The organism is Promicromonospora sp. NPDC052451 (assembly GCF_044547525.1).
In the GTDB taxonomy this organism is placed as follows: Bacteria; Actinomycetota; Actinomycetes; order Actinomycetales; family Cellulomonadaceae; genus Promicromonospora.
In genome coordinates this window covers 328,395-355,222 of record NZ_JBIUAP010000007.1, presented here as the reverse complement: position 1 = coordinate 355,222, position 26,828 = coordinate 328,395, and the positions used below count along the sequence as shown (strand labels likewise).

24 protein-coding genes are annotated in these 26,828 nt (G+C 74.1%); 16 read left to right on the top strand and 8 right to left on the bottom strand.

The features are described 5' to 3' along the window. Window positions 1-62: 62 nt before the first annotated feature. Window positions 63-1,112, bottom strand: coding sequence for a TIGR03560 family F420-dependent LLM class oxidoreductase (locus ACIG47_RS15195; RefSeq protein ID WP_397431768.1), 1,050 nt, complete (start codon window positions 1,110-1,112; stop codon window positions 63-65). A gap of 97 nt (window positions 1,113-1,209) precedes the next feature. On the opposite strand from ACIG47_RS15195, the gene ACIG47_RS15190 reads away from it, so the two are divergent. The 5 genes from ACIG47_RS15190 (at window position 1,210) to ACIG47_RS15170 (ending at window position 10,868) form a co-directional block, all read left to right on the top strand. After that, a complete protein-coding gene (locus tag ACIG47_RS15190) occupies window positions 1,210-3,027 on the top strand; it encodes a bifunctional ADP-dependent NAD(P)H-hydrate dehydratase/NAD(P)H-hydrate epimerase (RefSeq protein ID WP_397431767.1) in 1,818 nt (605 codons plus the stop codon). Next, window positions 3,024-3,488 (top strand): hemerythrin domain-containing protein, encoded by a 465-nt coding sequence (locus tag ACIG47_RS15185; RefSeq protein WP_397431766.1) that lies wholly within the window; start codon window positions 3,024-3,026, stop codon window positions 3,486-3,488. Before ACIG47_RS15190 ends, ACIG47_RS15185 begins: the two co-directional genes overlap by 4 nt. Before the next feature lie 216 nt (window positions 3,489-3,704). Then, window positions 3,705-6,044 carry a LuxR C-terminal-related transcriptional regulator gene (locus tag ACIG47_RS15180; RefSeq protein WP_397431765.1) on the top strand — a complete coding sequence of 780 codons (2,340 nt, stop codon included), beginning with the start codon at window positions 3,705-3,707 and terminating at the stop codon, window positions 6,042-6,044. Window positions 6,045-6,446: 402 nt separating this feature from the next. Beyond that, the gene (locus tag ACIG47_RS15175) at window positions 6,447-9,359 is read left to right on the top strand and encodes a choice-of-anchor G family protein (RefSeq protein ID WP_397431764.1); all 2,913 of its coding nucleotides are present in this window, start codon (window positions 6,447-6,449) and stop codon (window positions 9,357-9,359) included. A gap of 138 nt (window positions 9,360-9,497) precedes the next feature. Further along, the gene (locus ACIG47_RS15170; RefSeq protein WP_397431763.1) at window positions 9,498-10,868 is read left to right on the top strand and encodes a copper amine oxidase; all 1,371 of its coding nucleotides are present in this window, start codon (window positions 9,498-9,500) and stop codon (window positions 10,866-10,868) included. 7 nt (window positions 10,869-10,875) lie between these two features. Here the strand turns inward: ACIG47_RS15170 and ACIG47_RS15165 are convergent, their stop codons facing one another. Next, entirely contained in the window at window positions 10,876-11,658 is a 783-nt protein-coding gene (locus ACIG47_RS15165; RefSeq protein ID WP_397431761.1) for a class I SAM-dependent methyltransferase, read from the bottom strand. Window positions 11,659-11,782: 124 nt separating this feature from the next. On the opposite strand from ACIG47_RS15165, the gene ACIG47_RS15160 reads away from it, so the two are divergent. Genes ACIG47_RS15160 through ACIG47_RS15150 form a run of 3 tightly spaced genes read left to right on the top strand, consistent with a single transcriptional unit; the run spans window position 11,783 to window position 14,892 of the window. Next, complete coding sequence (locus ACIG47_RS15160; RefSeq protein ID WP_397431759.1) at window positions 11,783-12,937, top strand: hypothetical protein; 1,155 nt, start codon at window positions 11,783-11,785, stop codon at window positions 12,935-12,937. Between the two features lie 4 nt (window positions 12,938-12,941). Further along, a complete protein-coding gene (locus ACIG47_RS15155) occupies window positions 12,942-14,258 on the top strand; it encodes a sensor histidine kinase (protein WP_397431758.1) in 1,317 nt (438 codons plus the stop codon). Continuing rightward, entirely contained in the window at window positions 14,251-14,892 is a 642-nt protein-coding gene (locus ACIG47_RS15150; RefSeq protein ID WP_397431757.1) for a response regulator, read from the top strand. The genes ACIG47_RS15155 and ACIG47_RS15150 overlap by 8 nt, the downstream gene beginning before the upstream one ends. Before the next feature lie 22 nt (window positions 14,893-14,914). On the opposite strand, the gene ACIG47_RS15145 is transcribed toward ACIG47_RS15150, so the two are convergent. After that, the gene (locus ACIG47_RS15145) at window positions 14,915-15,388 is read right to left on the bottom strand and encodes a GNAT family N-acetyltransferase (RefSeq protein ID WP_397431755.1); all 474 of its coding nucleotides are present in this window, start codon (window positions 15,386-15,388) and stop codon (window positions 14,915-14,917) included. A gap of 121 nt (window positions 15,389-15,509) precedes the next feature. Between ACIG47_RS15145 and ACIG47_RS15140 the strand changes: the two genes are divergently transcribed. Beyond that, window positions 15,510-15,812: a hypothetical protein gene (locus ACIG47_RS15140; RefSeq protein WP_397431753.1), complete on the top strand. Its 303-nt coding sequence runs from the start codon at window positions 15,510-15,512 to the stop codon at window positions 15,810-15,812. 53 nt (window positions 15,813-15,865) lie between these two features. On the opposite strand, the gene ACIG47_RS15135 is transcribed toward ACIG47_RS15140, so the two are convergent. After that, window positions 15,866-16,348 carry a glutathione peroxidase gene (locus ACIG47_RS15135; RefSeq protein ID WP_397410329.1) on the bottom strand — a complete coding sequence of 161 codons (483 nt, stop codon included), beginning with the start codon at window positions 16,346-16,348 and terminating at the stop codon, window positions 15,866-15,868. A 79-nt stretch (window positions 16,349-16,427) separates the two neighbouring features. Here ACIG47_RS15135 and ACIG47_RS15130 point away from each other — a divergent pair, with 79 nt between their 5' ends. The 6 genes from ACIG47_RS15130 to ACIG47_RS15105 all read left to right on the top strand — a co-directional run bounded on the left by ACIG47_RS15130 (window position 16,428) and on the right by ACIG47_RS15105 (window position 21,617). Beyond that, complete coding sequence (locus ACIG47_RS15130; protein ID WP_397431752.1) at window positions 16,428-17,450, top strand: pseudouridine synthase; 1,023 nt, start codon at window positions 16,428-16,430, stop codon at window positions 17,448-17,450. 47 nt (window positions 17,451-17,497) lie between these two features. After that, the gene (gene alr / locus ACIG47_RS15125; protein ID WP_397410333.1) at window positions 17,498-18,739 is read left to right on the top strand and encodes an alanine racemase; all 1,242 of its coding nucleotides are present in this window, start codon (window positions 17,498-17,500) and stop codon (window positions 18,737-18,739) included. Next, window positions 18,732-19,280 (top strand): tRNA (adenosine(37)-N6)-threonylcarbamoyltransferase complex ATPase subunit type 1 TsaE, encoded by a 549-nt coding sequence (tsaE, locus tag ACIG47_RS15120; protein WP_397410335.1) that lies wholly within the window; start codon window positions 18,732-18,734, stop codon window positions 19,278-19,280. Before alr ends, tsaE begins: the two co-directional genes overlap by 8 nt. Before the next feature lie 122 nt (window positions 19,281-19,402). Then, on the top strand, window positions 19,403-20,155 hold the full coding sequence (gene tsaB / locus ACIG47_RS15115; protein ID WP_397410337.1) for a tRNA (adenosine(37)-N6)-threonylcarbamoyltransferase complex dimerization subunit type 1 TsaB: 753 nt from the start codon (window positions 19,403-19,405) through the stop codon (window positions 20,153-20,155). Further along, a complete protein-coding gene (gene rimI, locus ACIG47_RS15110; RefSeq protein ID WP_397431750.1) occupies window positions 20,152-20,703 on the top strand; it encodes a ribosomal protein S18-alanine N-acetyltransferase in 552 nt (183 codons plus the stop codon). Before tsaB ends, rimI begins: the two co-directional genes overlap by 4 nt. Next, window positions 20,700-21,617: a sulfurtransferase gene (locus ACIG47_RS15105; protein ID WP_397431749.1), complete on the top strand. Its 918-nt coding sequence runs from the start codon at window positions 20,700-20,702 to the stop codon at window positions 21,615-21,617. The genes rimI and ACIG47_RS15105 overlap by 4 nt, the downstream gene beginning before the upstream one ends. A gap of 19 nt (window positions 21,618-21,636) precedes the next feature. Here the strand turns inward: ACIG47_RS15105 and ACIG47_RS15100 are convergent, their stop codons facing one another. Together ACIG47_RS15100 and tsaD are read right to left on the bottom strand one after the other, a co-directional pair. Continuing rightward, on the bottom strand, window positions 21,637-22,359 hold the full coding sequence (locus ACIG47_RS15100) for a hypothetical protein (protein ID WP_397431748.1): 723 nt from the start codon (window positions 22,357-22,359) through the stop codon (window positions 21,637-21,639). A gap of 45 nt (window positions 22,360-22,404) precedes the next feature. Next, entirely contained in the window at window positions 22,405-23,448 is a 1,044-nt protein-coding gene (gene tsaD / locus ACIG47_RS15095; RefSeq protein WP_397410344.1) for a tRNA (adenosine(37)-N6)-threonylcarbamoyltransferase complex transferase subunit TsaD, read from the bottom strand. 111 nt (window positions 23,449-23,559) lie between these two features. Between tsaD and ACIG47_RS15090 the strand changes: the two genes are divergently transcribed. Then, a complete protein-coding gene (locus ACIG47_RS15090; RefSeq protein WP_397410346.1) occupies window positions 23,560-24,174 on the top strand; it encodes a malonic semialdehyde reductase in 615 nt (204 codons plus the stop codon). Here the strand turns inward: ACIG47_RS15090 and ACIG47_RS15085 are convergent. Next, window positions 24,167-25,345: a glutamate--cysteine ligase gene (locus tag ACIG47_RS15085; protein ID WP_397431746.1), complete on the bottom strand. Its 1,179-nt coding sequence runs from the start codon at window positions 25,343-25,345 to the stop codon at window positions 24,167-24,169. The two genes, ACIG47_RS15090 and ACIG47_RS15085, sit on opposite strands and share 8 nt — an antisense overlap. Continuing rightward, complete coding sequence (locus ACIG47_RS15080) at window positions 25,342-26,607, bottom strand: SAM-dependent methyltransferase (RefSeq protein WP_397431745.1); 1,266 nt, start codon at window positions 26,605-26,607, stop codon at window positions 25,342-25,344. Before ACIG47_RS15080 ends, ACIG47_RS15085 begins: the two co-directional genes overlap by 4 nt. Window positions 26,608-26,828 lie beyond the last annotated feature (221 nt).

Here is a 26,828-nt window from a genome sequence, read left to right as displayed (position 1 = left end):
AGACGGAACGGGGGCGGGACCACGTGGTCCCGCCCCCGTTCTCGCTCGCTGCCGGCAGGGGGCTACTGGAGCTCCGGGATGACCTGCTTCTCGAAGAGCTCGATGCCGCTGGTGTCGTAGGCCGCCTCCTGGAAGTACGTGATCGCGTACTCCAGGCCGCGGCCGTTCATGTCCTGCAGGCGCTCGACGATCTGCTCCGGCGTGCCGACCAGCAGGCCGCTGCGCCAGTTGGCGATCTCCCGCTCCGCCGTGCCGGGTACCGACGTGCGCAGGTGCGCCTCGATCCAGTCCAGCCGCTCGGCGACCTCGGCGTCGTTCTCGCCGATCACCACGTTGTAGTTCGAGGACCGTGTGATCTCGCCCAAGTCGCGGCCCACGTCCTTGCAGTGCGCCTCGAGCACGCCCGACTTGTGGGTGAAGCCCTCGGGCGACCCGTCGAAGTTGGTGTACTGGGCGTGCTGCGCGGCGATGCGCAGCGTCTTCTTCTCGCCGCCGCCCGCGATCCACAGGGGGATGGACGGTACCTCGGCGCCGCCGTCGCCCACGGGGAGCTGCTGCAGCGGCTGCGGGTAGCACAGCGCGCCGTCGACCTGGTAGCGCTTGCCGTCGAACGTGCCCGAGGACCCGGTGCGCCACATGGCCGACATGATCTGCACACCCTCGTCCAGCGCGCGCAGGCGTTCGCCCGCGGACGGGAAGCCGTACCCGTAGGCCCGCCACTCGTGCTCGTACCAGCCGGCGCCGATGCCCATCTCGATGCGCCCGCCGGAGATCGTGTCGATGGTCGAGGCCACCTTGGCCAGGTAGGTCGGCTCCCGGTAGGCCATGCAGGTGCACATCTGACCCAGGCGGATCCGCTGCGTCGCGGCCGCGAACGCGGCCATCAGCGACCACGCCTCGTGGGTGGCCTCGGTCGAGGGCGCGGGCGTGGTGTGGAAGTGGTCGTACACCCAGGCCGACTCCCAGGCGAACTCGCCGCCCGGGACAGCCTCGCCCGCGGCCTGGTTCTCCGCACGGTGCACGAGGGACAGCATGGTCGCCCACTGGTCGGCGGGCGCCACGTCGACGAGGTCGAAGCGCCAGCCCTGTGGGATGAAGAGTCCGAATCGCATGTCCCGACCCTATGCCGACCCGGTTCCGCACGGGAGAGATGGTCCATATTGTCGGTTCTGTTACGCGTGGCGGCGGCCGACCCGGCACTATAGGACCGTGAAAGACGCGTGGACCTCGGACGAGATACGCAAGGCGGAGGAGCCCCTGATCGCCGCCGGTGAGCCGCTCATGGCGCGGGCGGCCTACGGGCTGGCCCAGGTGGTGCTGCGGGAGGTGGCGGGGCGGCGGGCCGCGGGCAGGCCCGGGACGGCGCTGCCCGCCCGGCGCGCCGGCGTCCGGCTGCGCGGCAGCCTCGGTTCCGACGGGCTCCCCGGCACGGCCCGGCTCCGCCCGGCGCGCCGGCTCGGCGAGCGGGTGGCCGGCGCAGCGGTGGCCGGTGCCCCGGCAGGAGACGCGTCCTGGTCCGGCGGCGGGACCGGTCGGGGCGACGTGCGCGGCGCGCGCGCCGTGCTGCTGGTCGGCCCCGGCAACAACGGCGGCGACACCCTGTTCGCGGGCGCGCACCTCGTCCGGCGTGGCCTGCGGGTGACCGCCGTCCTCGCGTCGGTGCGCGCGCACGAGGCGGGGCTCGCCGCGTTCCGCGCGGCCGGCGGAGAGGTGGCGAGCCTGTCCGACGTCCGCGTGCCCGCCGTCGTCGAGTCCGTGCTCGGTTCCGACGTGCTGCTCGACGGTCTGGTCGGCGTCGGTGCGCGGGGTGCCCTGCGCCCGCCCGCGGGCGGCCTGGTCCGCGCGCTCGCCGAGGCCCGCGCGGCGGCGGGCGACCGCTGGCCGTACACGGTCGCCGTCGACATCCCCAGCGGCATCGGCGTGGACGACGGCGTGGTGCCCGGCCCGGTGCTGCGCGCGGACCGGACCGTGACGTTCGGCGCCCTCAAGCCCGGCCTGCTGCTGCCGCCCGCGGCGGGGACGGCCGGCGTGGTCGAGCTGGTCGACGTCGGCTTCCCCGCCGTTCCGGGTGCCCGTGCGCGGCGCGGTGGAGTCGCCCGGCACGCCTGGGGGACCACCGACCCGGCTGCGGGCCGCGTGCTGCGCATGGAGCCGGCCGACGTGGCCGCCCTCTGGCCCGCGCCGGGCCCGGACGACCACAAGTACACGCGCGGTGTGGTCGGCGTGGTCGCCGGGACCAGCACCTACCCGGGGGCCGCCGTGCTCGCGACGTCGGGTGCCGTGCTCGCGGGCGCCGGGATGGTGCGCTACCTGGGCCCCGAGGCGGTCGGGACACGGGTGCTGCTCGCGCGGCCCGAGGTGGTCGTGGCGGGCGGACGGGTGCAGTCCTGGGTGCTCGGCCCCGGTGTCCCCGCGCTGGACCCGGACGACGAGGGCCCGGACGACGACGGCCAGGCCCGGCGGATCTTCGGGGCGCTCGCGGCGGTGACCGGGGTGCTGTCCGAGGACGTGACCGGCGGCCGGATGCCTGCCGTCGTCGACGCGGGCGCGCTCACGATGCTGGAGCACCGGCTGCCGGCATCAGCGGTGCTGACCCCGCACGCGGGCGAGCTGGCGGAGCTGCTGCGAGGGCTCGGCCACGACGTCGACCGGGCGGCGGTGGAGGCCCGCCCGCTCCGCTGGGCGCGCACCGCCCACCAGGCGACCGGTGCGACCGTCCTGCTCAAGGGTGCGATCACGGTGGTGGCGGGGCCGGGCGACGTCTATGCGCAGGCCGACGCACCGCCCTGGACCGCCACCGCGGGTGCGGGGGACGTGCTCGCCGGGATCCTCGGGGCGCTGCTCGCCGGCCGTTCGGCGGAGGCGGTCGAGGACCCCGCGCTCCCGGCGCGGCTCGCAGCCGCCGCGGCGCTCGTGCACGGCCGGGCCGCGGCCCGGGCGTCGGCGGGTGGCCCGGTGGCCGCGCTGGAGATCGCCCGGGCGGTGCCCGCGGTCGTCGCGGAGCTGCTGGCGGGCCGCGGGCGATGAGCGGACGCGTCGTCGCCTGGGGCAGGGAGCTCCGGGACGTCCACAACCGTCTGCGGGACGCCCTCCGGCTGGCCAGGTCTGCCGTGGAGGACGACACGGCGGGCTCCGCGGCCGTCCGCGACCTCCAGGTCTACTGCGTCGGGTTCTGCGCCGCGCTGACCGCCCACCACCGCAGCGAGGACGCCACGCTGTTCGACGTCGTGCTCGACGCCGAGCCGGAGCTGGCTCCCGTCGTGGCCGACCTCAAGCGGGACCACTCGATGCTGGACCACCTGCTGGGCGAGCTGGACCGCGCCGTGCGCGCGGGTGAGGGCCGGGACGAGCTGGTGCGGCACCTGGACGGCATCGAGGCCGTGATGGAGACCCACTTCCGGTTCGAGGAGAAGAAGCTCGTCGGCGTGCTCGACGGCGCGGACCGTCCTGCTGCCGACCTCCAGAAGATGCTTGGACCGCTTGCCTGATGTAGTGGAATGGGCATTACGGAATTACTTCCGTACCACAGTCACAATCTGCACGATTCATCTCCTGCCATAGACTCCTGACGCGCTGCTCATCAATATTCATGTAAGTCGCGAATTGGGGTTTGCGTGCCATCAAGCTACGGGCCTTCCGTGGCCGTGCCTCCGGCGGTGCCGGGGTCGACGTCGGGCAAGGAAGGCGGCAGGGGGAGGGACCACGTGGTCCACGGGCGTGATCGAGAGCTGCGGGTCATCGGGCACTTCGCGACCGACCTGGACCCGACGGTCCTCGTCGTGCGCGGGCTGAGCGGGATCGGCAAGACCGCCACGGTGCTCCAGGCGCTGAAGCAGGTCGGTGCGGGGTCGTCGGCGGTCCGGGTGGTCCGGCCGTGCTCCCCGCGCCCCTCGGCGCACGACCTCGACAACAACCGGCGCATCGACCTGTCGGCGTGGTCCGTGCCGGACCACCTGGAGCACGGGACCGACTTCGACGCCGCCGGTTTCCTCCGCGCGGTCTCGGCCTGGGCCGTGCCGGACCACCTGGACGGCGAGTCGGGGCCGCGGGTCCTCTTCATCGACGACGTCGGGGTGCTGACCCCTGACCGTGCCCGCTGGCTCCAGCACCTGGCGGACGAGGCGTACGGGCAGGACTGGCGCGTCATCGCCGCGGTGCGCAGCATCGCGGTCGAGTCCCTCTCCGACGACGTGGAGGTGCTGGAGCTCGGCCCCCTCGACCGGACCGCCCTGCGGCGCGTGCTCGACCTGGAGCTCAGCGGCCCGGTGGCCGCCGACGTGGTCGAGCAGCTGCGCTGGTGGAGCGCGGGCAACCCGCGCCTGGCGCTCGAGCTCGCGGGCTCGCTGACCGGCGCGGAGCTGCGCGGGGACGCCGCCTGGGCCGGGCCCGACGGCGTCGGGTCGGCCGCCCGGCGGGCGTACCGCTCGATGCTGGCCGGGCTCGACCCGGCGACGGCGGCCGCGCTGGCGGCCGCCCCGCTGACGCCGGCCGTGCCGGCCCGCCGGGAGGACCGCGCCGTGCGGCACCCCCTCCTGGCGCTGCTGTGCCGGGAGGTGCGCGGCGTCGACGGTCTCCCCGACGTGCACGAGACCGCGGACCGGGACCTGACCGGGCCCGGCGTCGCCGTCGACGTCCTCGACGGGCTGTACCTCGACGAGCTGCCCGCGCGGGCCTGGGCGGTCGTGGCGGCCTCGCCCGAACCGCGCCTGGCCGCGCGGGCCGTCGGGGTGTCCCTGCTGGCGGGCCGGGCGTGGACCGACCATGCGGACGGGCCGCTGGTGCCGGACGGCGTCGGGCCGGAGTGGACCGACCACCTGTGGTGGCGGGACCCCGAGGGGATCGGTGCGGCCGCGCGGGCCGCCGGCGCACGCGTCGCCGAGGCGCTGCTGCGCCTGGAGGACTCCGGGGACCTGCCCCACCCCGGCCGGCTCCGGGAGGACCTGCGGCTGATCGGGTCGACGCCCGGCCAGGACTGGGTGGGCGTCGAGATCCAGGTGCGCGCCCTCCTCATGCTGGGCGACGTGGTGAGTGCCCGGGCCCTGCTCGCGGACCACTCGGGCGCAGCGACGGGCCGGGCGGTCGCGGAGATCGTGGCGCGCGACCTCGCCGCGGCCCGGGTCGCGGCGTTCGACGGCCGTGCGGTCGACGTCCGCGCGCACCTGGCCCACGCGGCGGAGCTGCGCCCGTCGGTCGACGAGTGGCTGCCCGCGCGCGGCATGCGCGCGTCGGCGGACGCGGTGGTCGACGGGACCGTGCCGGCCAGCAGCATGCCGGCCCAGGCCGGGAGCTGGTCGGCGCGTGTGCTCGGCGAGTACGCCGCGGACCTCGGCGCGGCGCACCTCGTGGTCGGTCAGGCGGAGGGCGCGGTGGCGCTGCTGACCATCGCGCTCGAGCACTGCGCCTGGCCGTACCGCGGCCGGGTGCAGGTGCGGTGCGACCTCGTGGAGGCCGTCATGGCCTCGACCCCGCCGGGTCAGGTGGGCCCGCGGACCCGCCGGCTGATCGAGCCGCCCGTCGCTCCCGAGGAGCGGACGGCGCCCGACGTCGCGGCGGCCTGGTCACGGCTCAACGCGCTCCTCGCCGACGACGGTGCGCCGTCGGCGGCCTTCGAGGCGGCGCTGCACGCGCCGCCCGCGCCGATGTCGCCGTGGCAGCGCGTGCGCATGCTCGTCGCGTACGGCCGGTACGCCGTGACGCGTGGCGGGCGCACCGCGGGCATCGCGATGCTCGACGAGGCCCGGACGCTCGTGCGCCTGGCCGGGATGGCCGGCTGGCTGCGCGGCATCGACACGTTCCTCGCCGAGACGGAGGCCAGCGGCGGCGCCGGGCCCGAGTGGGAGGTCCTCGGCGGGCACGAGCGGGAGATGGTGCGGCTCGCGGTGCACGGTGCGACCAACTCGCAGATCGCGCAGGCGACCTTCGTCTCCGAGCGGACGGTCGTGAACCGGCTGCGCCGCGCGTACGCGACGCTCGGCATCCGCGACCGCAGGGACCTGGTCCGGCTCGCCGAGACCCGCCCGCCGGCCTGGCTCGCCGGTAGCTGATCCGCGACTCAACGCAGATTTTTCACCCGCGGGCGGGTTGATATTTCACCCGGCAATTCGGACTACTTTCGCATCTTTCCGCTGCCCTGCTGGTCAATGCCTTTGTCATGGCTCGGTATGTCTCGAACGCACGCGGATGTGCGTTCTGTTGCGTCAGCGCACGATTACCGCTCTGCCTGGCAGGTCCCTGGGAACCACTGTTCGCTGATGCCCGGGCATCGGTGTGCATGTGCCACCGCCCCGACCGATCCGGACGTGATCACGTACCGATCCGGACGCTTTTCTTGAAGCGTGATTATGGAGGAGTGAGTTCTTTTGAACCGAACGCAAGTACCGTCCCGGCGCCGGAGGGGAAGCGTCACGTGGCGCCGGTCCCTGGCGACGGCCGCGGCATCGGCAGTCGTGGTCACGGCCACTGGACTCCCGGCGGTCGCGGTGGACAACTACCCGGAGGAGCCGTCCGAGGCCGCCGCGAGCGTGCTCGACTCGACGCTCTTCCAGGAGGCCCTGCTCGCAGCGGCCTACTCGGACGCGGGCTCGGAGTCGAACCCCGGTCCGAACGAGGGCAACCTCAACGTCGAGCTGCTCGGCTCGCAGCTCGTGACGCTCGGTGACGTCGAGGTCCCCCTCGACCAGATCCTGGACTTCGGTCAGCTCGGTGCGCTGGCCAGCAAGAGCGAGGCCTCGTCCCCGCTCGACGCGTACGCGGTGTCCGGCCTGGCCGGTGCCGACGGTGGCGTGACGCTCGACGGCGCCACCGAGGACTTCGGCAAGGCGTCCGTGGACGTCCTGTCCGTCGCGCGCCTGCTGGGCGTCGACGGCCTCACCGACCAGATCGTCGACCAGCTCCTGCTCGAGGCGGGCGCCGGCGCGGCCGAGGTCAAGGCCGAGAACGGCGAGATCCTGGACCAGGACGGCGTGGGTGGCCCCGGCCAGTACCGCGTCGCGGACCTGGACCTGTTCCTGCACTCCCCGGTCATCGAGGACGCTGCCTCGTCGATCTACGACATCGGCGGCTCCATCGACACGACCGTCGAGAAGCTCATCAACGAGAACCTCGACGACAGCGCCCTCACCGGCCTGTTCGACGCGGTCCCGGGCGTCCCGACGCCGTCGATCACGGTCGACAGCAACATGCAGGAGAACCTGTTCCAGTCCGTCGTGGGCGAGCCGATCACCTCGGCCAACCAGCTCATCACCATCGACCTGTCGACGGGTCAGCTGGAGATCCACCTGGACAAGCTGGTGGACAACCCTGACGAGACCGAGGGCGGCATCAACGAGCTGCCCGCGAACTACGAGCTCATCGACGACACGACCTACCCGCTGATCGCGGAGACCGTGCACGAGCTGATGCAGGAAGTCACCCGCATCCTCATCGGTGCGATCGAGGACTCGCTCAACTCGGTGACCGTCAACATCGCGTTCTTCGAGGAGGGCCCGCTGGGTACCCTCGACGTGTCGTGGTCGCTGCCGCTGGCCGACGCCGTGAACGGGAACTTCCCCGAGGCCGTCAACAACAGCACGGGCACCCTGGCGCCGGTCGCCACGGTCCTGGTCAACACCATCAACACGCTCGGCCCGGCGCTCGCGCCGATCCTGGCCCCGGTGTACGACCTGCTGATCAGCGACGAGGGTGACAACATCTTCGAGCTGCTCATCAACGACCTCAAGACGGACTCCATCACCGCGCCGATCCGCGAGCTGCTCTCGCCGGTCTTCGAGGTGCTGGCCAAGGTCCTCTCGATCCAGATCAACCGCCAGGTGACCGACGGCGTGACCCCGACGTCGGCGACGGCGGCGGTGGAGACGTCGTTCGAGCTGTCGGCCCTGAGCATCGCGCTCCTCCCGGAGAACGAGGTTGCTCGCATCAACCTGGGCAACGCGGCCGTGCGCATCGGCGGCGACGACGGCGGCTCCGGCGAGATCGACCCGTCGCTGACCGTGAACCCGGACTCGGTGGCCCCGGGCCAGTCGACCGTGGCGACCGGTGAGGGCTACACGCCCGACTCGACCGCCACCGTCCAGCTCACCGACCCCGAGGGCAACCCCGTGGGCGACCCGATCACGGTCGACACCGACGCCGACGGTGGGTTCACCACCCCGGTGACGGTCCCGGCCGACGCCGAGCTTGGTGACTACACCGTCGTCGGCACCGACGACACCACGGGCGAGGCCGCCGAGGCCCCGCTGGCGGTCGTCGCCGGTTCGGACATCTGCGCCATGGACCCGACCCTGACGGTCGAGCCCAGCTCCGCCTACCCGGGTGACACCGTCACCGTCGTGGGTCAGGGCTTCCCGGCCGGCGTGCCGGTCACGGTGCAGCTGCGTGACGCCGACGGCAACCCGGTCGGCGACGCGGTCACGGTCACCCCGGACGAGGCCTGCGGCTTCATCACCGACCTGACGATCCCCGAGGACGCCGAGCCCGGCGACCACGTGGTCGAGGCCGAGCCCGAGGACGGCAGCGGCGGCGCCGAGGCGCCCATCGAGATCCTCGACCCGGGCACCAACAACCCGGGTGAGTGCACCGACCCGGCCATCACGGCCGACCCGACCGTGGTCGCCGCGGGCGACGAGGTCATGATCACCGGGACGGGCTTCCCGGCCGGTGTGAACGTGGTTGTGCAGCTCTTCGACACCGAGGGCAACAAGATCGGCGAGCCCGTCACCGTGCTGGTCGACGAGGACTGCGGCTTCACCACGCCGATCACGGTTCCCGAGGGCACCGAGCCCGGCGTCATCATCGTCGACGCCCAGCCCGAGGACGGCAGCGAGGGCGCGCAGACGCCGATCGTCGTCTCCGAGAGCCTCGGTGGTGGCGACGGTCGCGACCTGACCGCGCGCTTCGAGAAGGCCGCTGTCGAGCAGGGTGACGAGCAGACCTTCTACGCCTCGGGCTTCAACCCGGGCGAAGAGGTCGTCGGCATGATCAACTCGACGTCGTTCGCGCTGGAGCCCCAGGAGGCCGACGCCGAGGGCAACGTCGAGTGGACCTTCACGGTCGACGAGCGGCTCGACACGGGCCGCCACCAGGGCATCGCCGTCAGCACGGTCGAGGGTGACTCGGCCATGGCGACGTTCGACGTGGTCGACCTGTCCGCGAGCGGCGGCGCCGGTGACGGCGACGGCGACGGTGCGGGTGCCGGCTCCGACGGTCCGCTCGCCAGCACCGGTGCGAACGTGACGGCTCTCATCGCCGCCACCGTGCTGCTGCTCGGTGCGGGTGCCGTGATGATCAAGCGCCGTCGTGAGATCAGCCAGGCCTTCGCCACGGCGATGGGCCGGTTCTCTGACGACTCGCGTTCCGCGTGATCCCGTCGGGCGCCCTGAGTCCTTGACCCGGGGAGCCTGACGCAGCAAGGCCGGCCCGGTGCGACCTCGTCGCACCGGGCCGGTCCCGTCGTAGGGGGCAGGGGCCCGTACGGCCCCGCAGACTGAAGGGGGAGAGACGTGCCGGAGCTCTCGCCGAGGCGCAAGATGCTGCCCGCGGTCGTCGCGGCCGCGGCCATCGTCGCACTCGTCGTGACCGCCGTCCTGATCGTCGAGCGTGCGATACCCGCGGCACCGGCGCCGCGGGGGGAGGACTCGGCGGTCGCCGGCGCCGCGGACGTGGACTGCGCCGAGAACGACCCGGTCGCACAGGAGCTGGCGGGCGGTTCCACGTGGACCATGTGCTGGCGGGTCGACGCCAGCCGCGGGCTGGTGCTGGAGGACGTGCACTTCGCGCCCGTCGGCCGCCGGCCCGTGCAGGTGCTCGCCGAGCTGTCCATCGGCCAGCTCGAGGTGCCGTACGACACCGGGCTGCGCAACACCGAGGACATCACCACCCAGGGCTTCGGCGGCAGCCACATGATGTCCCTGACGGAGACCGAGTGCCTGGGTGACCGCCTGGAGACGTACGTGCCGAAGATCGGCGACGGCTCCGTGGGCGGCGGGGGTGACCGGCGCCCCGTGCTCTGCCGGGAAGAGGTGGACGGCGGCATCGCCTACCGGAGCAGCGACGGCGCGGGCACCGAGGTGGCCCGCCGCAGCGAGCTGCGGCTCGCGACCATCTCGAAGGTCGGCTGGTACGAGTACGTCAGCCAGTACACGTTCGGGAGCGACGGCACCATCCGGTCCGACCTCGGCGCCACGGGTGACCTCTCGCCCGAGGACTACGGGGACGACCCCGCCCACGGCTGGCCCGTCGGGCCGGGGGACACGGACTATGCCACCAGCCACTCGCACAACGCGGTCTGGCGCGTGCACTGGGCGCTCGGCGGGCGGGGCGGGCAGGTGGTCGAGCAGTACGACGCGGCGCCGACCGGCGAGGAGGGCCCGCGCGCGCCGCTCGTGGAGGGCAGGATGACCCGGATCCCGCACGAGGGCACCGCCCGGGCCGCCGACCGGCGCTGGTGGCGCGTCGTCAACCCCCAGGTGCTCAACGACGACGGCCACCCCATCTCGTACCAGGTGGACCTGGGGGCGACCACGCCGTTCCAGCTCACGCAGGACCACCACCACGAGGACGGCGGCACGGGCGACGACGGCTACACCATCGCGTTCACCGAGGCGGACGACTGCCAGCTCTTCGCCACGGCCAACAAGGACGGCGCGTGCGGGTCGGGGGTGCTCGACTTCGCCCAGGACGAGGCGGAGCTGTCCGACGTCGTCACCTGGGTCGCCGTCGGCTTCCACCACGTGGCGCGCGACGAGGACCAGAGCCCCATGGAGATGCACTGGCAGGGCTTCACCCTCACGCCGCGTGACCTGACGGCGCAGCGCGTCGACCTGCCGCCCGCCCGCGAGGACGTCAACGGGAAGCCGTCCCCGCTGCGTTGAGGCCGGGTCAGACCTTCTTGTCTGCCTTCCTCGTCGCCTCCACCAGGGTGCGGCGGCTGTGGCAGACGAACGAGCCGTGCTCCGCGATGTGGTCGTACAGGTCGCGGAGGCGGTCGCGGTAGGCGTCCACGGTGAACCCGGGCACCGTCCACAGGACCTTGCGCAGGAAGTGGACCACGGCGGCCAGGTCGAAGAACTCGACCCGGGTCAGCGCGTCCCGGAGCTGCACCAGGTCCAGGCCGACGCCGGCCACCCGCTCCCGCAGCGCGTCGAGGTACTCGGCGTCCCGGTTCTCCTGTGGTCCCAGGAGGTACTCGTACAGCTCGCGGTTGGACCCCGCACCCACCTCCTGGACCAGGAGCGTGCCGCCCGGCGCCAGCACGCGCGCGGCCTCGGAGTACGGGAAGGACACCGGGTGGCGGCCCGTGACCAGGTCGAAGGTGCCGTCCTCGAACGGGAGGGGCGCGTCCCCGTCCACCGGCACCACCACGCCCCCGAAGGGTTCCAGCGCGGCCGAGGCGAGCCGGTGGTTGGGCGCCCAGCCTTCCGTGGCCCGGACGACGGCGGGCACGTGCGCCGCCAGCCCCAGCGCCTCGGCGTAGACCTCACCGCCGCCCGTGTCGACGTCCAGCGCCGCGCGGGCGGACCCCAGGCGCTCGCCGCACAGGCGCACGTAGCCCCACCCGGGCCGCTGCTCGGTGGCGCGGCCCGCGAACCAGGAGAAGTCCCAGCCGTCGGTGGGGACGGCGGCTCCCTCGGCGAGCTGGTCCTCGAACGTCCCGAACTTCATGGCCTCGACGCTAACGGCCGGGATCCCCCGCCCACCAGCCGATATCCCCCGGCCGGGGGAGGGGCCGCACGCCCCGGCGACGCGACGGTGGAGGCACACCGTACGACCGACCGGAGGGAACGTCATGTCACGCCTCGCCCGCGCCACGCTCGTCGGCGCCACCATCGCCGCCGGCGCCACCGCGCTGCTCGGCCTGTCCTGGGTGCTCGGGCTCTGGCCGAGCGCCTACACCGTGCCGGGATCCGCGCTCCTCGCCCAGCTCGCGGGGCCCGACGTGGCGACCGCCGTGCACGTCGGCACCGCGCTCACCGGAGTGGCCGCCGGCATCGCGGCGCTCGCCGGAGCCGTGGGGCCGCGCGGTCGTGCCGCCGCCGCGGGGCTCCAGCTCGTCGCGTTCGGCCTGGTGCTGCAGGGCACCGGGCCGCTGTCCACCATGGGCTACCTCGTCGCCATGGCGATGCCCGCCGCCGTCGTGGTCCTGCTCGTCCAGGTGGTGCGGCGGTACCGCGTGGCACGGTGGACCGTGGGTCTGCCGGGCCTGGCCCTGCTGCTCGTGGGCGGCGTCGTGGCCCGCGACGCCCTGGCCGGGATCGTCCGCATGCTCGGGGCCGGGCTCGTCGAGAACCGCACCGGGCTGCTCCTGTCGCTGCTGGTGCTCGTCACGGGGACCCTCTGGGCGGCCGTCGGCGTGCAGGCGCTGGCGGGCACGCCCGTGGCCGAGCGGGCCACCGACTGGGTGGTCCGGCACCGCACGGTCGTCACCGTCGTGGCCGCCACCGGACCGCTGCCGTACGCGCTCGTGCGCCTCACCTGGCTGACGCCGTGGCCGCAGCTCGGCTTCGACATGGACCTGTCCACCCGGATCTGGGGGCTGACGCTCTCCAGCGGCGCCTGGCTCGGCGTCGTCCTCACCCTCGGGCTGATCCGCCCCTGGGGCGAGGTGTTCCCTCGGTGGATGCCCGGCCTCGCCGGGCGGCGCGTCCCGATCGCCGCGGCCGCCGTGCCCGGCGGGCTGATCGCCGTGACGCTGATCTTCTCGGTGGTGCCCATGCTCGTGCTGTTCGGCAGCCAGAGCCCGGCCGAGGCGATCGTGGGGGCCGTCGTCTTCCCCTGCTGGTACTGGGGCCCCGCGCTGGCGCTCGCGGTCTGGGGGTACGTGGCGCACCGGCTGCGGGCCGAGCGTCCGGCCGCGCCGGCAGAGGGCCCCGCGCTGGCAGGCACCGTCGAGCCCGCCGGGGTTGCCGGCCTGGCGGGCGGCCCCCGTGACCGGAGAGGATGACGGCATGGCGACGACGCGGCACTCCGCACGAGGCCTCGTGCGGTACCTCGCCCGGCGGTTCGCCTGGCACATGCTGGGCGCCGCGATCGGGCTGGCGCTGGTGCTGCTCGTGTACGGACTGCTGAACATCGCGGCCGGGGGCACGCCCGGAGGGGTGGTGGTGGTCGTCGCCGTGGCGGCGGCCGTCGCCCTCGGCCTGGTCCCGGGCGCGCGGGAGCTGGAGGTGACGGCGGCCCGCGCCCTGCTCGACGTGGACGAGGATCTGGTGGTCCCGGCCCAGCCGCGCCTCGCGCACCGGGCCCGGACCGCGGGCTGGGTGCTGCTGCACCTGGTCACCGGCCTGGTGGTGGCGTTCGGGCTGTTCGCCCTGGTCCCCGGTGCGGTGCTGATCGGTGCCGAGGCGGCGACGGGAAGCTCCATGGGCTCACAGATCCCGCCGCCGGCGGGGCCGGGCGAGGCGGTCGCACGGGTGGCGGCGTGCGTCGTCGTCGGGCTGCTCGCGGTGGTGGCGACGTGGCCCCTGGGTGCCGCCGCGGCCGCGCTCGCCGCCCGGGTGCTCGGCCCCACGCCGCACGACCGGATGGAGACGGCGCTGGCCCGCGCCCGTCGCGAGGCGGAGCACATCCGCCTGGCCCGCGAGCTGCACGACGGCATCGGTCACGCACTGACCGTCGTCGGTGTCCAGGCGGCCGCCGGGCGGCGGGTGGTCGCGCAGGACCCGGCCGCCGCGGCTCAGGCGCTCGCGGCGATCGAGGAGACCGCCCGGACCGCCGTCGCCGAGCTCGACCACCTCCTGGCGGTGCTGCGCGACGACGCCGGGGACGACCCGCCCCTGCCCGCCCTGGGTGACGTGGTGGCGGCGCACCGGCGGGCGGGCCTCGACGTCCGCGACCGGGTCGATCTGCCCCCGGACCTGCCGGGGCTGCTCGGCCGGACGGTCCAGCGCATCGTCACCGAGGCGCTCACCAACGCACACCGGCACGGCGCGCCGGGCCCGGTGGTGCTGGACGTGCGGTGGGCCGGAGACCACGTGCTGATCGAGGTGGCGAACCCGCTCGCCACGGGCCGGGGCCGCCGGCGGTCCGGCGGCCGGGGGCTGGCCGGCGTGCGGGAACGTGCGGCGCTCTTCGGGGGCACGGTCACGGCGGGGCCCGACGGCGACCGCTGGGTGCTGCGCGCGACGCTGCCCTGGACCTCGTCGCCGGCCGGTGCCCGCCCGGCACCGCACCTCGACACCGGCGCCCTGGGCCCGGCCGAGCCGGCCGTGTCCACCCCGTCCGCCGTGCCCGACGCCGCCACGAGGAGGGACCCCGATGCCTGACACCCCCGTGCGGGTGCTGGTCGCCGACGACGAGCCCCTCGTCCGCAGCGGCCTGCGCCTCATCCTGGACGCCGAACCCGACCTGGAGGTGGTCGGGGAGGCCGGCGACGGTGCCCGGGCGGTCGAGCTGACGCGCGCGCTGCGGCCCGACGTCGTCTGCATGGACGTGCGGATGCCGGGCGTGGACGGCCTGCGGGCGACCGAGCTGGTGCTGCGGCTGCCCGAGCCGCCTCGGGTCCTCGTGGTGACGACGTTCGAGCACGACGGCTACGTGCTCGACGCGCTGACCGCCGGGGCGTCTGGCTTCCTGCTCAAGCGGGCGGGCGCCGACGAGATGGTGCAGGCGGTCCGGACGGTCGCCGTCGGGCAGAGCCTGCTGTACCCGCGGGCGCTGCGGGACCTGGTGCGGACCCGTCCGCGTGCCACGGCGGGGGCGCCCGCACTGACGCCGCGCGAGCGCGAGGTGCTCGCGCTGGTGGCCGAGGGCATGACCAACGCGGAGATCGCGGCGGCGCTGGTGGTCGGCGTCGAGACGGTGCGGACGCACGTGGCGTCCGTGCTCGCGAAGCTGGGGGCGCGTGACCGGACCCAGGCCGTGGTGCTCGGGTACCGGGCCGGGCTGGTCGAGCTGTAGCTGTCGAGCTGTAGCCGGGACGTCAGTCCCGCGGCAGCACCATCTCGACCTCGTCGGGGAACGGCGGGTACTCCGCGGCCTGCGTGCGGCCCGTGCGGCGCCAGCCGAGGTGCTCGTAGAACCCGATGGCCTGGTCGTTGTCGGCGAGGCACCAGAGCCGGGGGTCCTGCATCTGGGCGACGGCCGCGTCCATGGCGGCCCGGGCCAGGCCGGTGCCCCAGCGGGACGGGTGCACGGCCAGGTGCCGCAGCAGCCGGCTGTCGTGGGCGACGAAGCAGGCCAGCCGGCCCGGGTCGGCGTCGTCGTCCAGGACGAGCACGCGGACGCCCGGCTCGGTGAGCGCGGCGTTCCACGTGGCCAGCACCTCGTCGGCCGGGAACGGGTACATGCCCGGCGGGAAGATGTGGCCCAGTGCCGCGATCCCGGCGGCACGCTCGACGTCGAGGAGCGCGCGGGCGTCCTCGGGCGTGGCCTGCCGGAAGCGGTCGGGGTCCATGCCTCTCAGCGTAGGGGCACGCGTGCCCCGTGGCACGGGGGTGCGCGGAGCGGGCGAAAAGTGATGTGCAACATTCTCGCGAAGTGCTGTGACCTGTGGCCGCCTCGAGCGTCAAGGCTGCATGACAGAGACAGCATTCAGCGCGGTGATGTCCCGCCTGTCGGCGCTCGACACGCTCTCGCTCAGGGTGAGTCAGGACTGGCTCGCGTTCGGCCTGGACCGGGTCGACGTGCTGGTCATCGACGTTCTCACGGTCAGCCAGCGCACGTCAGAACAGCTCGTGCGCAGGTACCGGCTGGCCGCCCAGGAGGCCGACCCGGGCCAGGGGCTGGGCCTGACCAGGGTGTGGGTCGGCTGGCTCGGCGACGCGTCCGACGTGGCGCCCGTCGCGCTGCGGCTCACGCTCGCACGGGGCGACGGCTGAGCACGCAGCCCGCCGGGGCACGAGGGCCGTCGCCGGGGCGACGGCCCCGGGCCTCAGCGCGGCAGGTGCGCCTCGATCTCGCTGATGATCGCCGGGTCGTCCGGCAGGGTCCTCGGCGCGTACCGGCGCACGTCCCCACCGGGCAGGACGAGGAACTTCTCGAAGTTCCAGCGGATCTTGCCCGAGTGCCCGGTCGCGTCCTCGGTCTTCTTCAGCTCGACGTAGAGCGGGTGCGCGTTGCGCCCGTTCAGCCGGATCTTGTCGAGCACGGGGAACGTGACGCCGTAGGTCATGGAGCAGAACTCGGCGATCTTCTCGTTGGAGCTCAGCTCCTGCAGGAACTGGTTGCTGGGGAAGCCGAGCACGGTGAAGCCACGGTCCTGGTACGTCTTCTGCAGCTTCTCGAGGGTCTCGTACTGCGGTGCCAGGCCGCACCGCGAGGCCACGTTCACCACCAGCACGACGTCGTCCCGGTGGTCTGCCAGAGAGATCTCGGTACCGTCCATCGTGCGGAACGGGATGTCGTAGAGGGTCACCCGCTCATCCTCCCCCCGTCGCGCGGCCCGCGGAACCCTCCCGGCACACCCGGCCGCCCACCGGGGTTACCGTGACCGGGTGACCCGCACCCCCGGCCCGGCCCGGCACCGCCCGCCGCTGCCCGTGCGCGACGGGCTGAACCCCACGCGGATCGTGCTGCCGCACGACACCGCGACGGTCGTCCGCTTCCCGTACGCGCTCGACTACCTCCTGGACCGCTTCGCCGACGACGCGGACCGCCTGCGCGAGAAGGTCGCCCTGGGCGAGGTCGTCACGGGCCACGGGGAACCGGTCGGGCCCACCACACCGTACGAGCCGCGGGGATTTCTCTACCTGTACCGCGACCCGCCGGCCCACGAGACGCCGATCCCGTTCGAACCCGAGGTGCTCCACCGCGACGACGACCTGCTGGTCGTCGACAAGCCCCACTTCCTCGCCACCATGCCGCGCGGGCGCTGGGTGCGCGAGACCGTCCTGGTCCGGCTCCGGACCGCGCTCGACCTGCCCGAGCTGTCGCCCGCCCACCGGCTCGACCGCGGTACGGCGGGCGTGCTCGTCCTCACCGTGCGGCCCGAGGTGCGCGGCGCCTACCAGGAGGCGTTCGCCCGCCGTGCGGTGCACAAGGTCTACGAGGCGGTCGCCCCGCTCCCGGCCGGCGGCGACGTGGCTCCCGGCCGGCCCCGCACCGTGCGCAGCCGCATCGTCAAGCGGCGCGGTGTCACCCGTGCCGAGGAGGTCCCCGGCGAGCCCAACGCCGAGTCCGTGGTGACCCTCGTCGCGGCCGACGAGGCTCGTGGCCTGGGTCTCTACCGCCTCGAACCCCACACCGGCAAGACCCACCAGCTCCGGCTGCACATGGCGTCGCTCGGCCTGCCCATCCTGCACGACCCGTTCTGGCCCGAGCTGCGCGCCACCGACCCCGACGACTTCGACCGGCCCCTGCAGCTCCTCGCCCGGTCCCTGGAGCTCACCGACCCGCTGACCGGCCGGGTCCGTCGCTTCGAGTCCCGCAGGACCCTGACCGGATGGACCGGGCGGACTCCGCCGACGGGCCGGAACGTGCCACACCCGTCGGACGACCAGGTCACCCGGGCGACCTGAGAGCCTGACACGGACAGGGGGATCTGACAGGTGCGAGAATCGTCGGGATGAGCACCACCCCCACCTACCCCGCCCGCGCGGTCGTCGACCTGGACGCGATCCGCGACAACGTGCGCGCCCTGCGGGCGACCGCCTCGGCCGCGCAGGTCATGGCCGTCGTCAAGGCCGACGCATACGGGCACGGGCTCCCCGCCGCCGCCCGCGCGGCGGTCGCGGGCGGTGCGACCTGGCTGGGTGCGGCGCAGAGCCGCGAGGCGCTCGCGGCCCGTGCCGCCGTCGGTCCCGGCCCCCGGGTGCTGACCTGGCTCTACGCCCCGGGCGCCCCCTTCGCCGACCTGGTGCGTCACGACGTCGACGTCGCCGTCGCCGCCGCGTGGGCCCTCGACGAGGTGGCCGACGGCGCCCGCGCCGCCGGCCGGAGCGCCCGCGTGCACCTCAAGGTGGACACGGGCCTGGGCCGCAACGGCATCATGCCCGGCGACCTGCCCGACGTGCTCGACCGGGCCGCCGCGCTGCAGGCCGAGGGCGCGCTCACCGTGGTGGGCGTCATGTCGCACTTCGCGCTCGCGGACGAACCCGACGACCCGTCGGTCAAGCAGCAGGCCAACGCGTTCGACGACGCGGTCCGTGCCGTCGAGGCGGCCGGGATGCCGCTGGAGGTACGGCACATCGCCAACTCCGCCGCGACGCTCACCAACCCCGCGTCGCACTACGACCTGGTGCGCCCCGGGATCGCCGTCTACGGGCTCTCGCCCGTACCGCACCTGGGCTCGCCGGGCGACTACGGCCTGCGTCCGGCGATGACGCTGGAGGCGCGGCTCGCGACCGTGAAACGCGTCCCCGCGGGCCACGGCGTCTCCTACGGCCACTTCTACACCACCACGCAGGACACGGTGCTCGGCGTGATCCCGCTCGGGTACGGTGACGGCATACCGCGCCACGCGTCGGGTGGCTCGCTCGGCCCGGGCGGCCCGGTGCTGGTGGGCGGCGGCGTGGACGACGTCGCCGCGCCCGACGCCGGCCTCGGTACCGTGCGGGTGCTGCGCGTCGCGGGCCGGGTGTGCATGGACCAGATCGTGCTCGACCTCGGCCCCTACGCGCCCGAGCAGGCCGGCGACGTCGTCACCCTGTTCGGGGCGTCGGACGGCCTCACCCGCGCGGGCGCACCCAACGCCGAGGACTGGGCGCAGGCCGCCGGCACCATCAGCTACGAGATCGTCACGCGCCTCGGGGCGCGCGTCCCCCGCGTGTACGCGGGAACCGCAGGAAAGGAGACCACCGGTGAGTGAACCGGGCAGCACCACGACGTCGGAGGCGGTCACGCTGGAGCTGCCCGACGCCGCCACCACCCGCGCGCTCGGCACGGCCCTCGCCGGGCTGCTGCGCGCGGGTGACCTCGTGATCCTCACGGGCGACCTCGGCGCCGGGAAGACGACCCTCACCCAGGGCATCGGGGCCGCGCTGAACGTGCGGGGCCAGGTGGCCTCGCCCACGTTCATCGTGGCCCGGGAGCATCCGCCGCTGCCGCGCGCGGACGGCACGCGCGGGCCCGGGCTCGTGCACGTGGACGCCTACCGGCTCGGCGGGCTCGGTGAGCTCGACGCGCTCGACCTCGACTCGTCGCTCGACGAGTCCGTGACCGTCGTCGAGTGGGGTCGCGGCCTGGCGGAGGCGCTCGCGGAGGACCGGCTGGAGATCGACCTGGAACGCCCGCGCGGTGCGGCGTCGCCCGGCACGGACGAGGACCCGGAGGCCGGTGTGCGGACGGCGACCCTGCGGGCGGTCGGCCCGCGCTGGGCAGGCGTGGACCTGCGGTCGCTGCACGCGTGATCGGTATCCCGTCAGGTGACCGGCGACCCGCGCCGCCGGACGCCGTGCGGGCCGCCGGCCGGTCCGGCGCGGACCGGCCCGGCCGCCGCGGTGCCGGCCGGTCGGCGTAATACCCTGGTGACGTGGCCGTTCTCGCTCTCGATACCTCCGCTGCCGTCGCCGTCTCGCTCGTCGACGAGGACGGCACGCGCCTCGCGTCCCGTGCCTCGGACGAGCGCCGCCGGCACGCCGAGTCGCTCGCGCCCCTGATCACCGAGGTCCTGGCGGACGCGGGGATCGAGCGCGCCGACCTGACCGCCGTCGTCGCGGGCACGGGACCCGCGCCCTACACGGGCCTGCGGGTCGGCCTGGTGACCGCCCGGACGCTCGCGCTCACCCTCGGCATTCCCGTGCTGGGGGTGCCCAGCCTCGACGCGCTGGCCGTGCAGGCGGTCAGCGACCTGGGCCTGCGGCCGGGCACCGAGGTCCTCGCGACGTCCGACGCGCGGCGCAAGGAGGTCTACTGGGCCCGCTACCGGGTGATCGCGCACGAGGGACCGCACGGCGTCCCGGTGGTGGAGCGGCTCGCGGGTCCCGACGTCGACCGGGCCGGGTTCGTGGCGCAGGCCCAGCTCGCCCCGTCGGACGGCGAGCAGTCCGAGCCGCCCGTGGTGGTCGGCGAGGGCGCCATGCTCTACCCCGAGTTCCTGCCGGTGGCGGACGACGCGCCCCTGACGCCCGACGCGACCGTGCTGGCCCGGCTGGCACTCGTGCGGCGGGCCGCGGGCGAGGAGCAGCCGTCGGAACCCCTCTACCTGCGCCGCCCGGACGTGCACGAGCCGACCGGCCGCACGGCGCCCGCGCTCGGGCAGGCCACCCAGGGAGGTGCCGCGTGATCACCGAGGTGCGGCTGCGGCCGCTGCGCAACACCGACTTCGACCGCGTGCTGGAGCTGGAACGGCAGCTCTTCGGCCGGGGTGCCTGGACCTACGGGATGCTCGCCGACGAGCTCGCCGGGCTCGGCCGCTGGTACATCGTGGCGGAGCCCGAGCGCCTCGACCGTGCCGGCGACCAGCCCGTGGTCGGCTACGCCGGTCTCTGGTTCGACGGCGACGTCACCCAGATCATGACCATCGGCGTGGACCCGGCGGTGCAGCGGCACGGCGTGGGCCGCCAGCTCATGACAGCGCTCATCGAGCGGTCCCGGCGGCTGAAGGCCGGCGCGGTCCTGCTAGAGGTGCGGGTCGACAACGCGGCGGCCATCGAGATGTACCGCAGCTTCGGGTTCGAGATCCTCGGCGTCCGCAAGCGCTACTACCAGCCCGAGGACAAGGACGCGTACACGATGCGCCTCGACCTGTCGGCCGCCGGGTCCGCACCGGTGGACGCCCCGGTCGACCACCGCACCGACGGCCCGCACGACCAGGCGGGGGACGCGGCGTGAGGGAACGAGTCCTGGTCGACGCCGCCACGCTCGCGGCCGACCTCCAGGTCGGTGCGGGCGCGGACCCCGTCGAGGGACGGCCCGTCCTCCTCGACGTGCGCTGGGCGCTCGGCATGACCGACGGGCACGACCAGTACCGCGCCGGGCACGTCCCGGGCGCGGTGTACGTGGACCTGGAGACCGAGCTGGCCGCCCACGGGTCGCCCGCCGAGGGCCGGCACCCGCTCCCGTCGGTGTCCGCGTTCCAGCAGGCCGCACGCCGGTGGGGTGTCTCGGCGGGCACGCGCGTCGTCGTCTACGACTCCGTCGGCGGCACGTCGGCGGCCCGGGCCTGGTGGCTGCTGCGGTACTTCGGCGTCCCGGACGTGCGCATCCTCGACGGCGGGCTCGCGGCGTGGACCGGGCAGGGCCTCGCCCTCGAACCGGGTGACGTGACCCCCGAGCCGGGCGACGTCGTGGTGCGGCCCGGAGGGATGCCGGTGCTGGACGCGGACGAGGCAGCCGCCCTGGCCGATGGCGACGGCCTGCTCCTGGACGCGCGCGCGGGCGAGCGGTACCGGGGCGAGGTGGAGCCCGTGGACCCGCGGGCCGGGCACGTCCCGGGTGCGGTCAGCGCGCCGACCACCGAGAACCTGCGTGCCGACGGGCGGTTCCTGTCGACCGCCGACCTGCGGCGGCGGTTCGGGGCGCTGGGCGTCCCGGCGTCGACGGGCACCGTCGGGGACGGGGACACCGACGGTGCGACGGACGGCGTCGTCGCCGGACCCGCCGTGGGCGTGTACTGCGGGTCGGGCGTGACGGCGGCGCACGAGGTCGCGGCGCTCGCCGTGGCTGGTGTGGACGCCGCGCTGTACCCGGGCTCGTGGTCGCAGTGGTCGAACGACCCGGCGCGCGAGGTGGCCACCGGGGCGTGAGGCCGGGCGCCGTCGGGCGTCAGGTGGCCGAGCGCTCCTCGCCGAGCACGAAGATCTTCTGCCACACCTTGCGCGACATGCCCATGGTGAGCGTCTCGATGGTCGACACGGTGTTGAGCACGACGTCGTCCTGCGACTCCTCGGCGCACAGCGCCGCTGCCTTGCTCACGATGGACAGCAGCTCGGTGCAGTACTCCAGGTAGTACTCGACCTGCTCGGGCGTGAGGTCCGCGTCGGAGTCCTCACGGCCGCCCGCGAACGCGTCCCGGAGGCTCTCGGGCTCCTTGGTGAGCTGGTGCATGTCGATGATGTGCGCCAGGGAGCGCAGCCGGTGCAGCTTGGCCAGGAGGTCCGTGCGCTGGACCCGCTCGGGGAGCGAGTGCAGCACGACGACGGCGATCGCGACGAACACGATGTCGTTCACGGCGCTCTCGATGAGGGGGAGCCAGTCCAGGCCGTTGTCGGGTGCCTCCGTGAACGCGGACTCCACCGCGAAGCCGAACGCGACCAGCGCCACCAGCACCACGACGACGATCGTGCCGCGGGACCCGGCCCGGACGAGGCGGCTGCGCCGGCGGGAACCGGCGGAGGCGTCGGCCACCTGTTCGGTCAGGGCGGCGAGCTCCTGCGCCACCCGGTGGATGCCGCGGTCGGGGAACCGCGCGCCGATGCGCTCGCACAGCCGGCGCGCCGTCTCGATGACGGGGACGGGCTCCAGCTTCTCCAGCGTTCTGACGGACACGGGAGGCAGCGTAGAGCCTCCGGCGGGCCGCCCCGGACGGGGATCCTAGACGGTGATCGTCGTGAGCGGCATCGACGAGTCGACCGGGATGTCCAGGTCGCTCGGCGCCACCCCGGCACGCACGACGGCGGAGCCCAGCGCCGCGATCATGGCGCCGTTGTCCGTGCAGTAGCGGATCGGCGGGATGCGCAGGTCGATGCCCGCCTCGGCGCAGCGCTTGGCCGCCATCTCCCGGAGCTGGCTGTTGGCGGAGAACCCGCCGCCGATCACGAGCGTGTCGACACCGTGCCGGTGGCAGGCGGCGATGGTCTTGGCGGTCAGCACGTCGGCCACGGCCTCGGCGAACGACGCCGCGACGTCGTGCACCGGGATCTCCTGACCGGCGTCGGTGCGGGCCTCGACCCAGCGGGCGACTGCCGTCTTGAGTCCCGAGAACGAGAAGTCGTAGGCGTGCTTGGCCTGGTCCTTCGCGGCCGTGAGACCACGGGGGAAGCGGATGGCGGTGGGATCGCCCTCACGGGCCAGGCGGTCGATGTGCGGGCCGCCCGGGTAGGGCAGGCCGAGCAGGCGGCCGACCTTGTCGAAGGCCTCACCGGCGGCGTCGTCGAGCGTGGAGCCGAGCTCGGTCACGTTCGTGGCGATGTCGTCCACCAGCAGCAGCGAGCTGTGGCCGCCGCTGACCACGAGCGCCATGGCACGCTCGGGCAGCGGCCCGTCCACGAGCTGGTCCACGCAGGCGTGCCCGATCACGTGGTTGACGCCGTACAGCGGCTTGTTCAGGCCGATCGACAGGGCCTTGGCGGCCGACGCGCCGATGGTGAGCGGCCCGACGAGGCCCGGTCCGGCGGTCACGGCGACCGCGTCCACCTCGGACAGGTCGACGTCGGCGTCGCCCAGCGCCTTCTGGATCGTGGGGATCATGGCTTCGAGGTGGGCCCGGCTGGCGACCTCGGGGATGATGCCGCCGTAGCGCGCGTGCTCCTCCATCGAGCTGGCGACGACGTCGACCAGCAGCTCGTTTCCGCGGACCAGCGCGACGCCGGTCTCGTCGCAGGAGGTCTCGATGCCGAGGACCAGGGGATCTGCCATGGGCTCCAGCCTAGTTGGTCACCGCGGATCGGCTGGTGTGGTGCCCGCTCTGTGTCGCGGCTCATAGTTGAAGTCGGAACTATCGCCCTGGGCATCATTGTTGTCGTCCGCATGACCGAGACACTTGAGGCCGCCGGCCTCGCCATCGACGACGCCACCGCCGACCGCCTGTTCCGCACCGCGCGCACCGTGACGACGTTCGCGGACACCGAGGTGACGGACGCGCAGCTCGCCGCGGTGTACGACCTCGTCAAGTGGGGTCCGACGATGATGAACACCAGCCCGCTGCGGATGCTCGTCGTCCGGACGCCCGAGGCGCGGCAGCGCCTGGTCGAGCGCATGCCGGAGGGTAACCAGGAGCGCGTGGCCAAGGCCCCCGTCACCCTGGTGCTGGCGTACGACACCGACTTCCACGAGCGGCTCGACGTGCTGGTCCCGCACATGCCCGGCGCGCGCGAGATGTTCGCTGCCGACGCCGACTCCCGCGCGGAGGCGGCACGCACCAGCGCGCTGATCCAGTCCGGCTACCTGGTCGTGGGCCTGCGTGCGGCCGGCCTGGCGGCCGGCCCGATGCACGGGAACTACGACGCGATCGACGCCGAGTTCTTCGCCGGCAGCGGCTGGAAGAGCTTCCTCGTCGTGAACGTCAGCGCGGCCGAGGGCGCCGACACCACCCGCGCCCGCGCCCCGCGCCTGACCTTCGAGGACGCCGCCCAGGTCATCTGACCTCGGTGAGCGGCCGGCCGGCCCGCATCTCCCGGAGCATGGCCCCCACGACGGCGGTGAGATCGCCGTCGTGGGCGGCCGCCACCGCCTGCTGACGCTGGTAGGAGGCACCGGTGCGCAGGATGTCGCGCACGCCGGCCAGCTCCGTGGCGCAGCCGAGGCGCTGTGCCACCGGCTCCAGCTCGACCAGGAGCTTGGCGATCGCGTCCGTGACCGGTCCCTGGTCTCCCTCGGCGTCCAGGATCACCGTGGCGTCGAGCCCGTAGCGTGCGGACCGGAACTTGTTCTCCGCGACGAACCACGGGGGCAGCACCGGCAGGGGGCGGCCCTGGTCCAGCAGCGTGGACAGGTGCTCCACGAGGCAGTGCACGAGCGCGCCCAGCTGGAGCGCCTCGGTGAGGTTGGTGGGACCGTCGCAGACCCGCACCTCGAGCGTGCCGAGCCCGGGCGACGGGCGGACGTCCCAGTGGACCTCGTGGAAGCCCTCGACCGCGCCGACGTGCTGCAGGTCGCCCGCGTACGCCTCGAGCTCCTCCCAGCGCTCGAACGCGACCGGCAGGCCGGAGCTCGGGATCTGCTGGAACAGCAGCGACCGGTTGGAGGCGTACCCGGTGTGCCGGCCCGCCCAGTAGGGCGACCCGGCCGAGAGCGCCTGCAGGTGCGGGAAGTACGTGAGCATCGCCCGCATGAGGGGCAGCGCCTTGTCCCGGTGCTCGACGCCCACGTGCACGTGCAGTCCCCAGATGATCAGCTGCGCGCCCCAGATCCCGGTGCGGTCCATGATCCGGGCGTACCGTTCCTTGTCCCCGACCTGCTGGTCGGCCGCCCGCGCGAACGGGTGGGTGCCGCCGCCCATGAGCTCCAGGCCCAGGGAGTCGGTGACGGTCCGCACACGGCCGAGCAGGTGCTCCAGGTCGGCTCCCGCCTGCCCGACGGTGCGGCAGACGCCGCTGACCAGCTCGACCGTGTTCCTCATGAACTCCCCGGTCACCTGCGGGGCGAACCCCGTCCCGGCGGGCTGCGGCTCGCCGGCGCGGGCCAGCGCCTCCAGCACCTGCGGCGCGGACTGCGCCAGGTCCGCGGTGCCGGGCTCGACGAGCCCGATCTCCCACTCGAGGCCCACGGTGGACCGCGGGGATTCGCCGAAGCCGAGCCGGGCCGGCGAGCTCATACGGCTCCCAGGGGATCGACGACGAGCACCTGTTGGTTGCCTGCCACACGCGTGAGCACGATCGTCGCCTCCTCGGTACCGGTGAGCACGAGCTGCTTGCGAAGCTGTTCGGGCACCACGGCGGTGCCCCGTTTCTTGATCGTGAGCCGCCCGACGTTCCGGTCCCGCAGGTACGACTTGAGCCGCTTCAGACCGAACGGCATGGTGTCGAGCACGCGGTACCCGGTGGCGATCGGTGCGGGTGCCCCGGCCGGCTCCGTGGGCCGGGCCGACGGAAGGTCGGCGGGGTCGTCGGTGGTGACGTACGCGATGGTGGGGTCGACGAGCCGCCCGCCGAGCTCGGCGGCGGCCCGGGCGACCAGGCCCGCTCGGATCACGGCGCCGTCGGGTTCGTAGAGGTACTGACCGACGGCGCCGACGTCCGGCTCGTCGTCGTCGCCCCGGACGGTGCGGCTGAGCGTGTGCTCCTTGCCGTCGTCGTCCGTGAACGTGCGCAGCACGAGCGCCGAGCGGCCGGGGCCGTCGGGCGCGAGCGGGCCGAACCAGAGACCCGCCTCGACCACGTCGCCGTCGACGGAGACCCACTGCGTCTCCGCGTCCTGGGGCAGTCCCTCGTGCGCGATGCCCGGCCCGACCTTCACGCCGACGGCAGGCACGGTCTCGCGCAGCGCCCAGACCGCGTCGAGCGGAGGTTCGTAGGCGCGGGGGTCGAAGATGCGACGGCTGCGCCCGCCCGGGCCGCCGACCCGGCGCGCCGGGTCGGCGTACACGCCCTCGATGCCCTCCGCACGCAGGTCGAGGCCCAGCCCGTCCGCGTGCCGGACGTCCGCCTCGGGGAAGTGGCGCAGGTTCCAGCGGGCGATGGCCGCGGTGCACTCGTCCAGGTCGGTCGCGACCACGCGCAGGCCAGTCCCGGCGAAGGCGAGGGAGTCCGCCCCGATGCCACAGGTCAGGTCGGCGAGCGCGGTGAGCCCGGCGTCGAGGTACCGTCGGGCGTGCAGCGCGGCGACGAGGAGCCGCGTGGCCTGCTCCAGGCCGTCCGCGGTGAAGAGCATCCCGTCCGCGAAGTCGCCGAACTTGGCCCGTGCCCGGGCGCGCAGCCGGGACTGGGTGACGACCGCGGCCGCGAGGTCGGGCGCCACGCCCTGGGCGCGCAGGGTCGTCACCGTCTTCATCGCCTGCCGCTCGTCGTAGGGCGGCAAGGCGCCAAGCAGGGCCCAGCCGTCGGGGCTGAGGAGTTTGCTCAGAATCGCCGCATCCATGGGAAGATCTTTCCACGTTTGTCCTGGTCGTGGCGAGGGACCGGACGAATCCTTTTCGGAGAGATGGCGTGTTTCCGGGATGCGTGGCGCATGCCGGGGGCCCGGAGGGTGAGCAGGCTCACGCGATTGGCACTCGCCTTGACCGAGTGCTAGCGCCGACCTAGATTTGGGGTTGTTCGCCGCCGCGGAGCCCGGTCCACGGGCCCGTGACGGAGGACCCA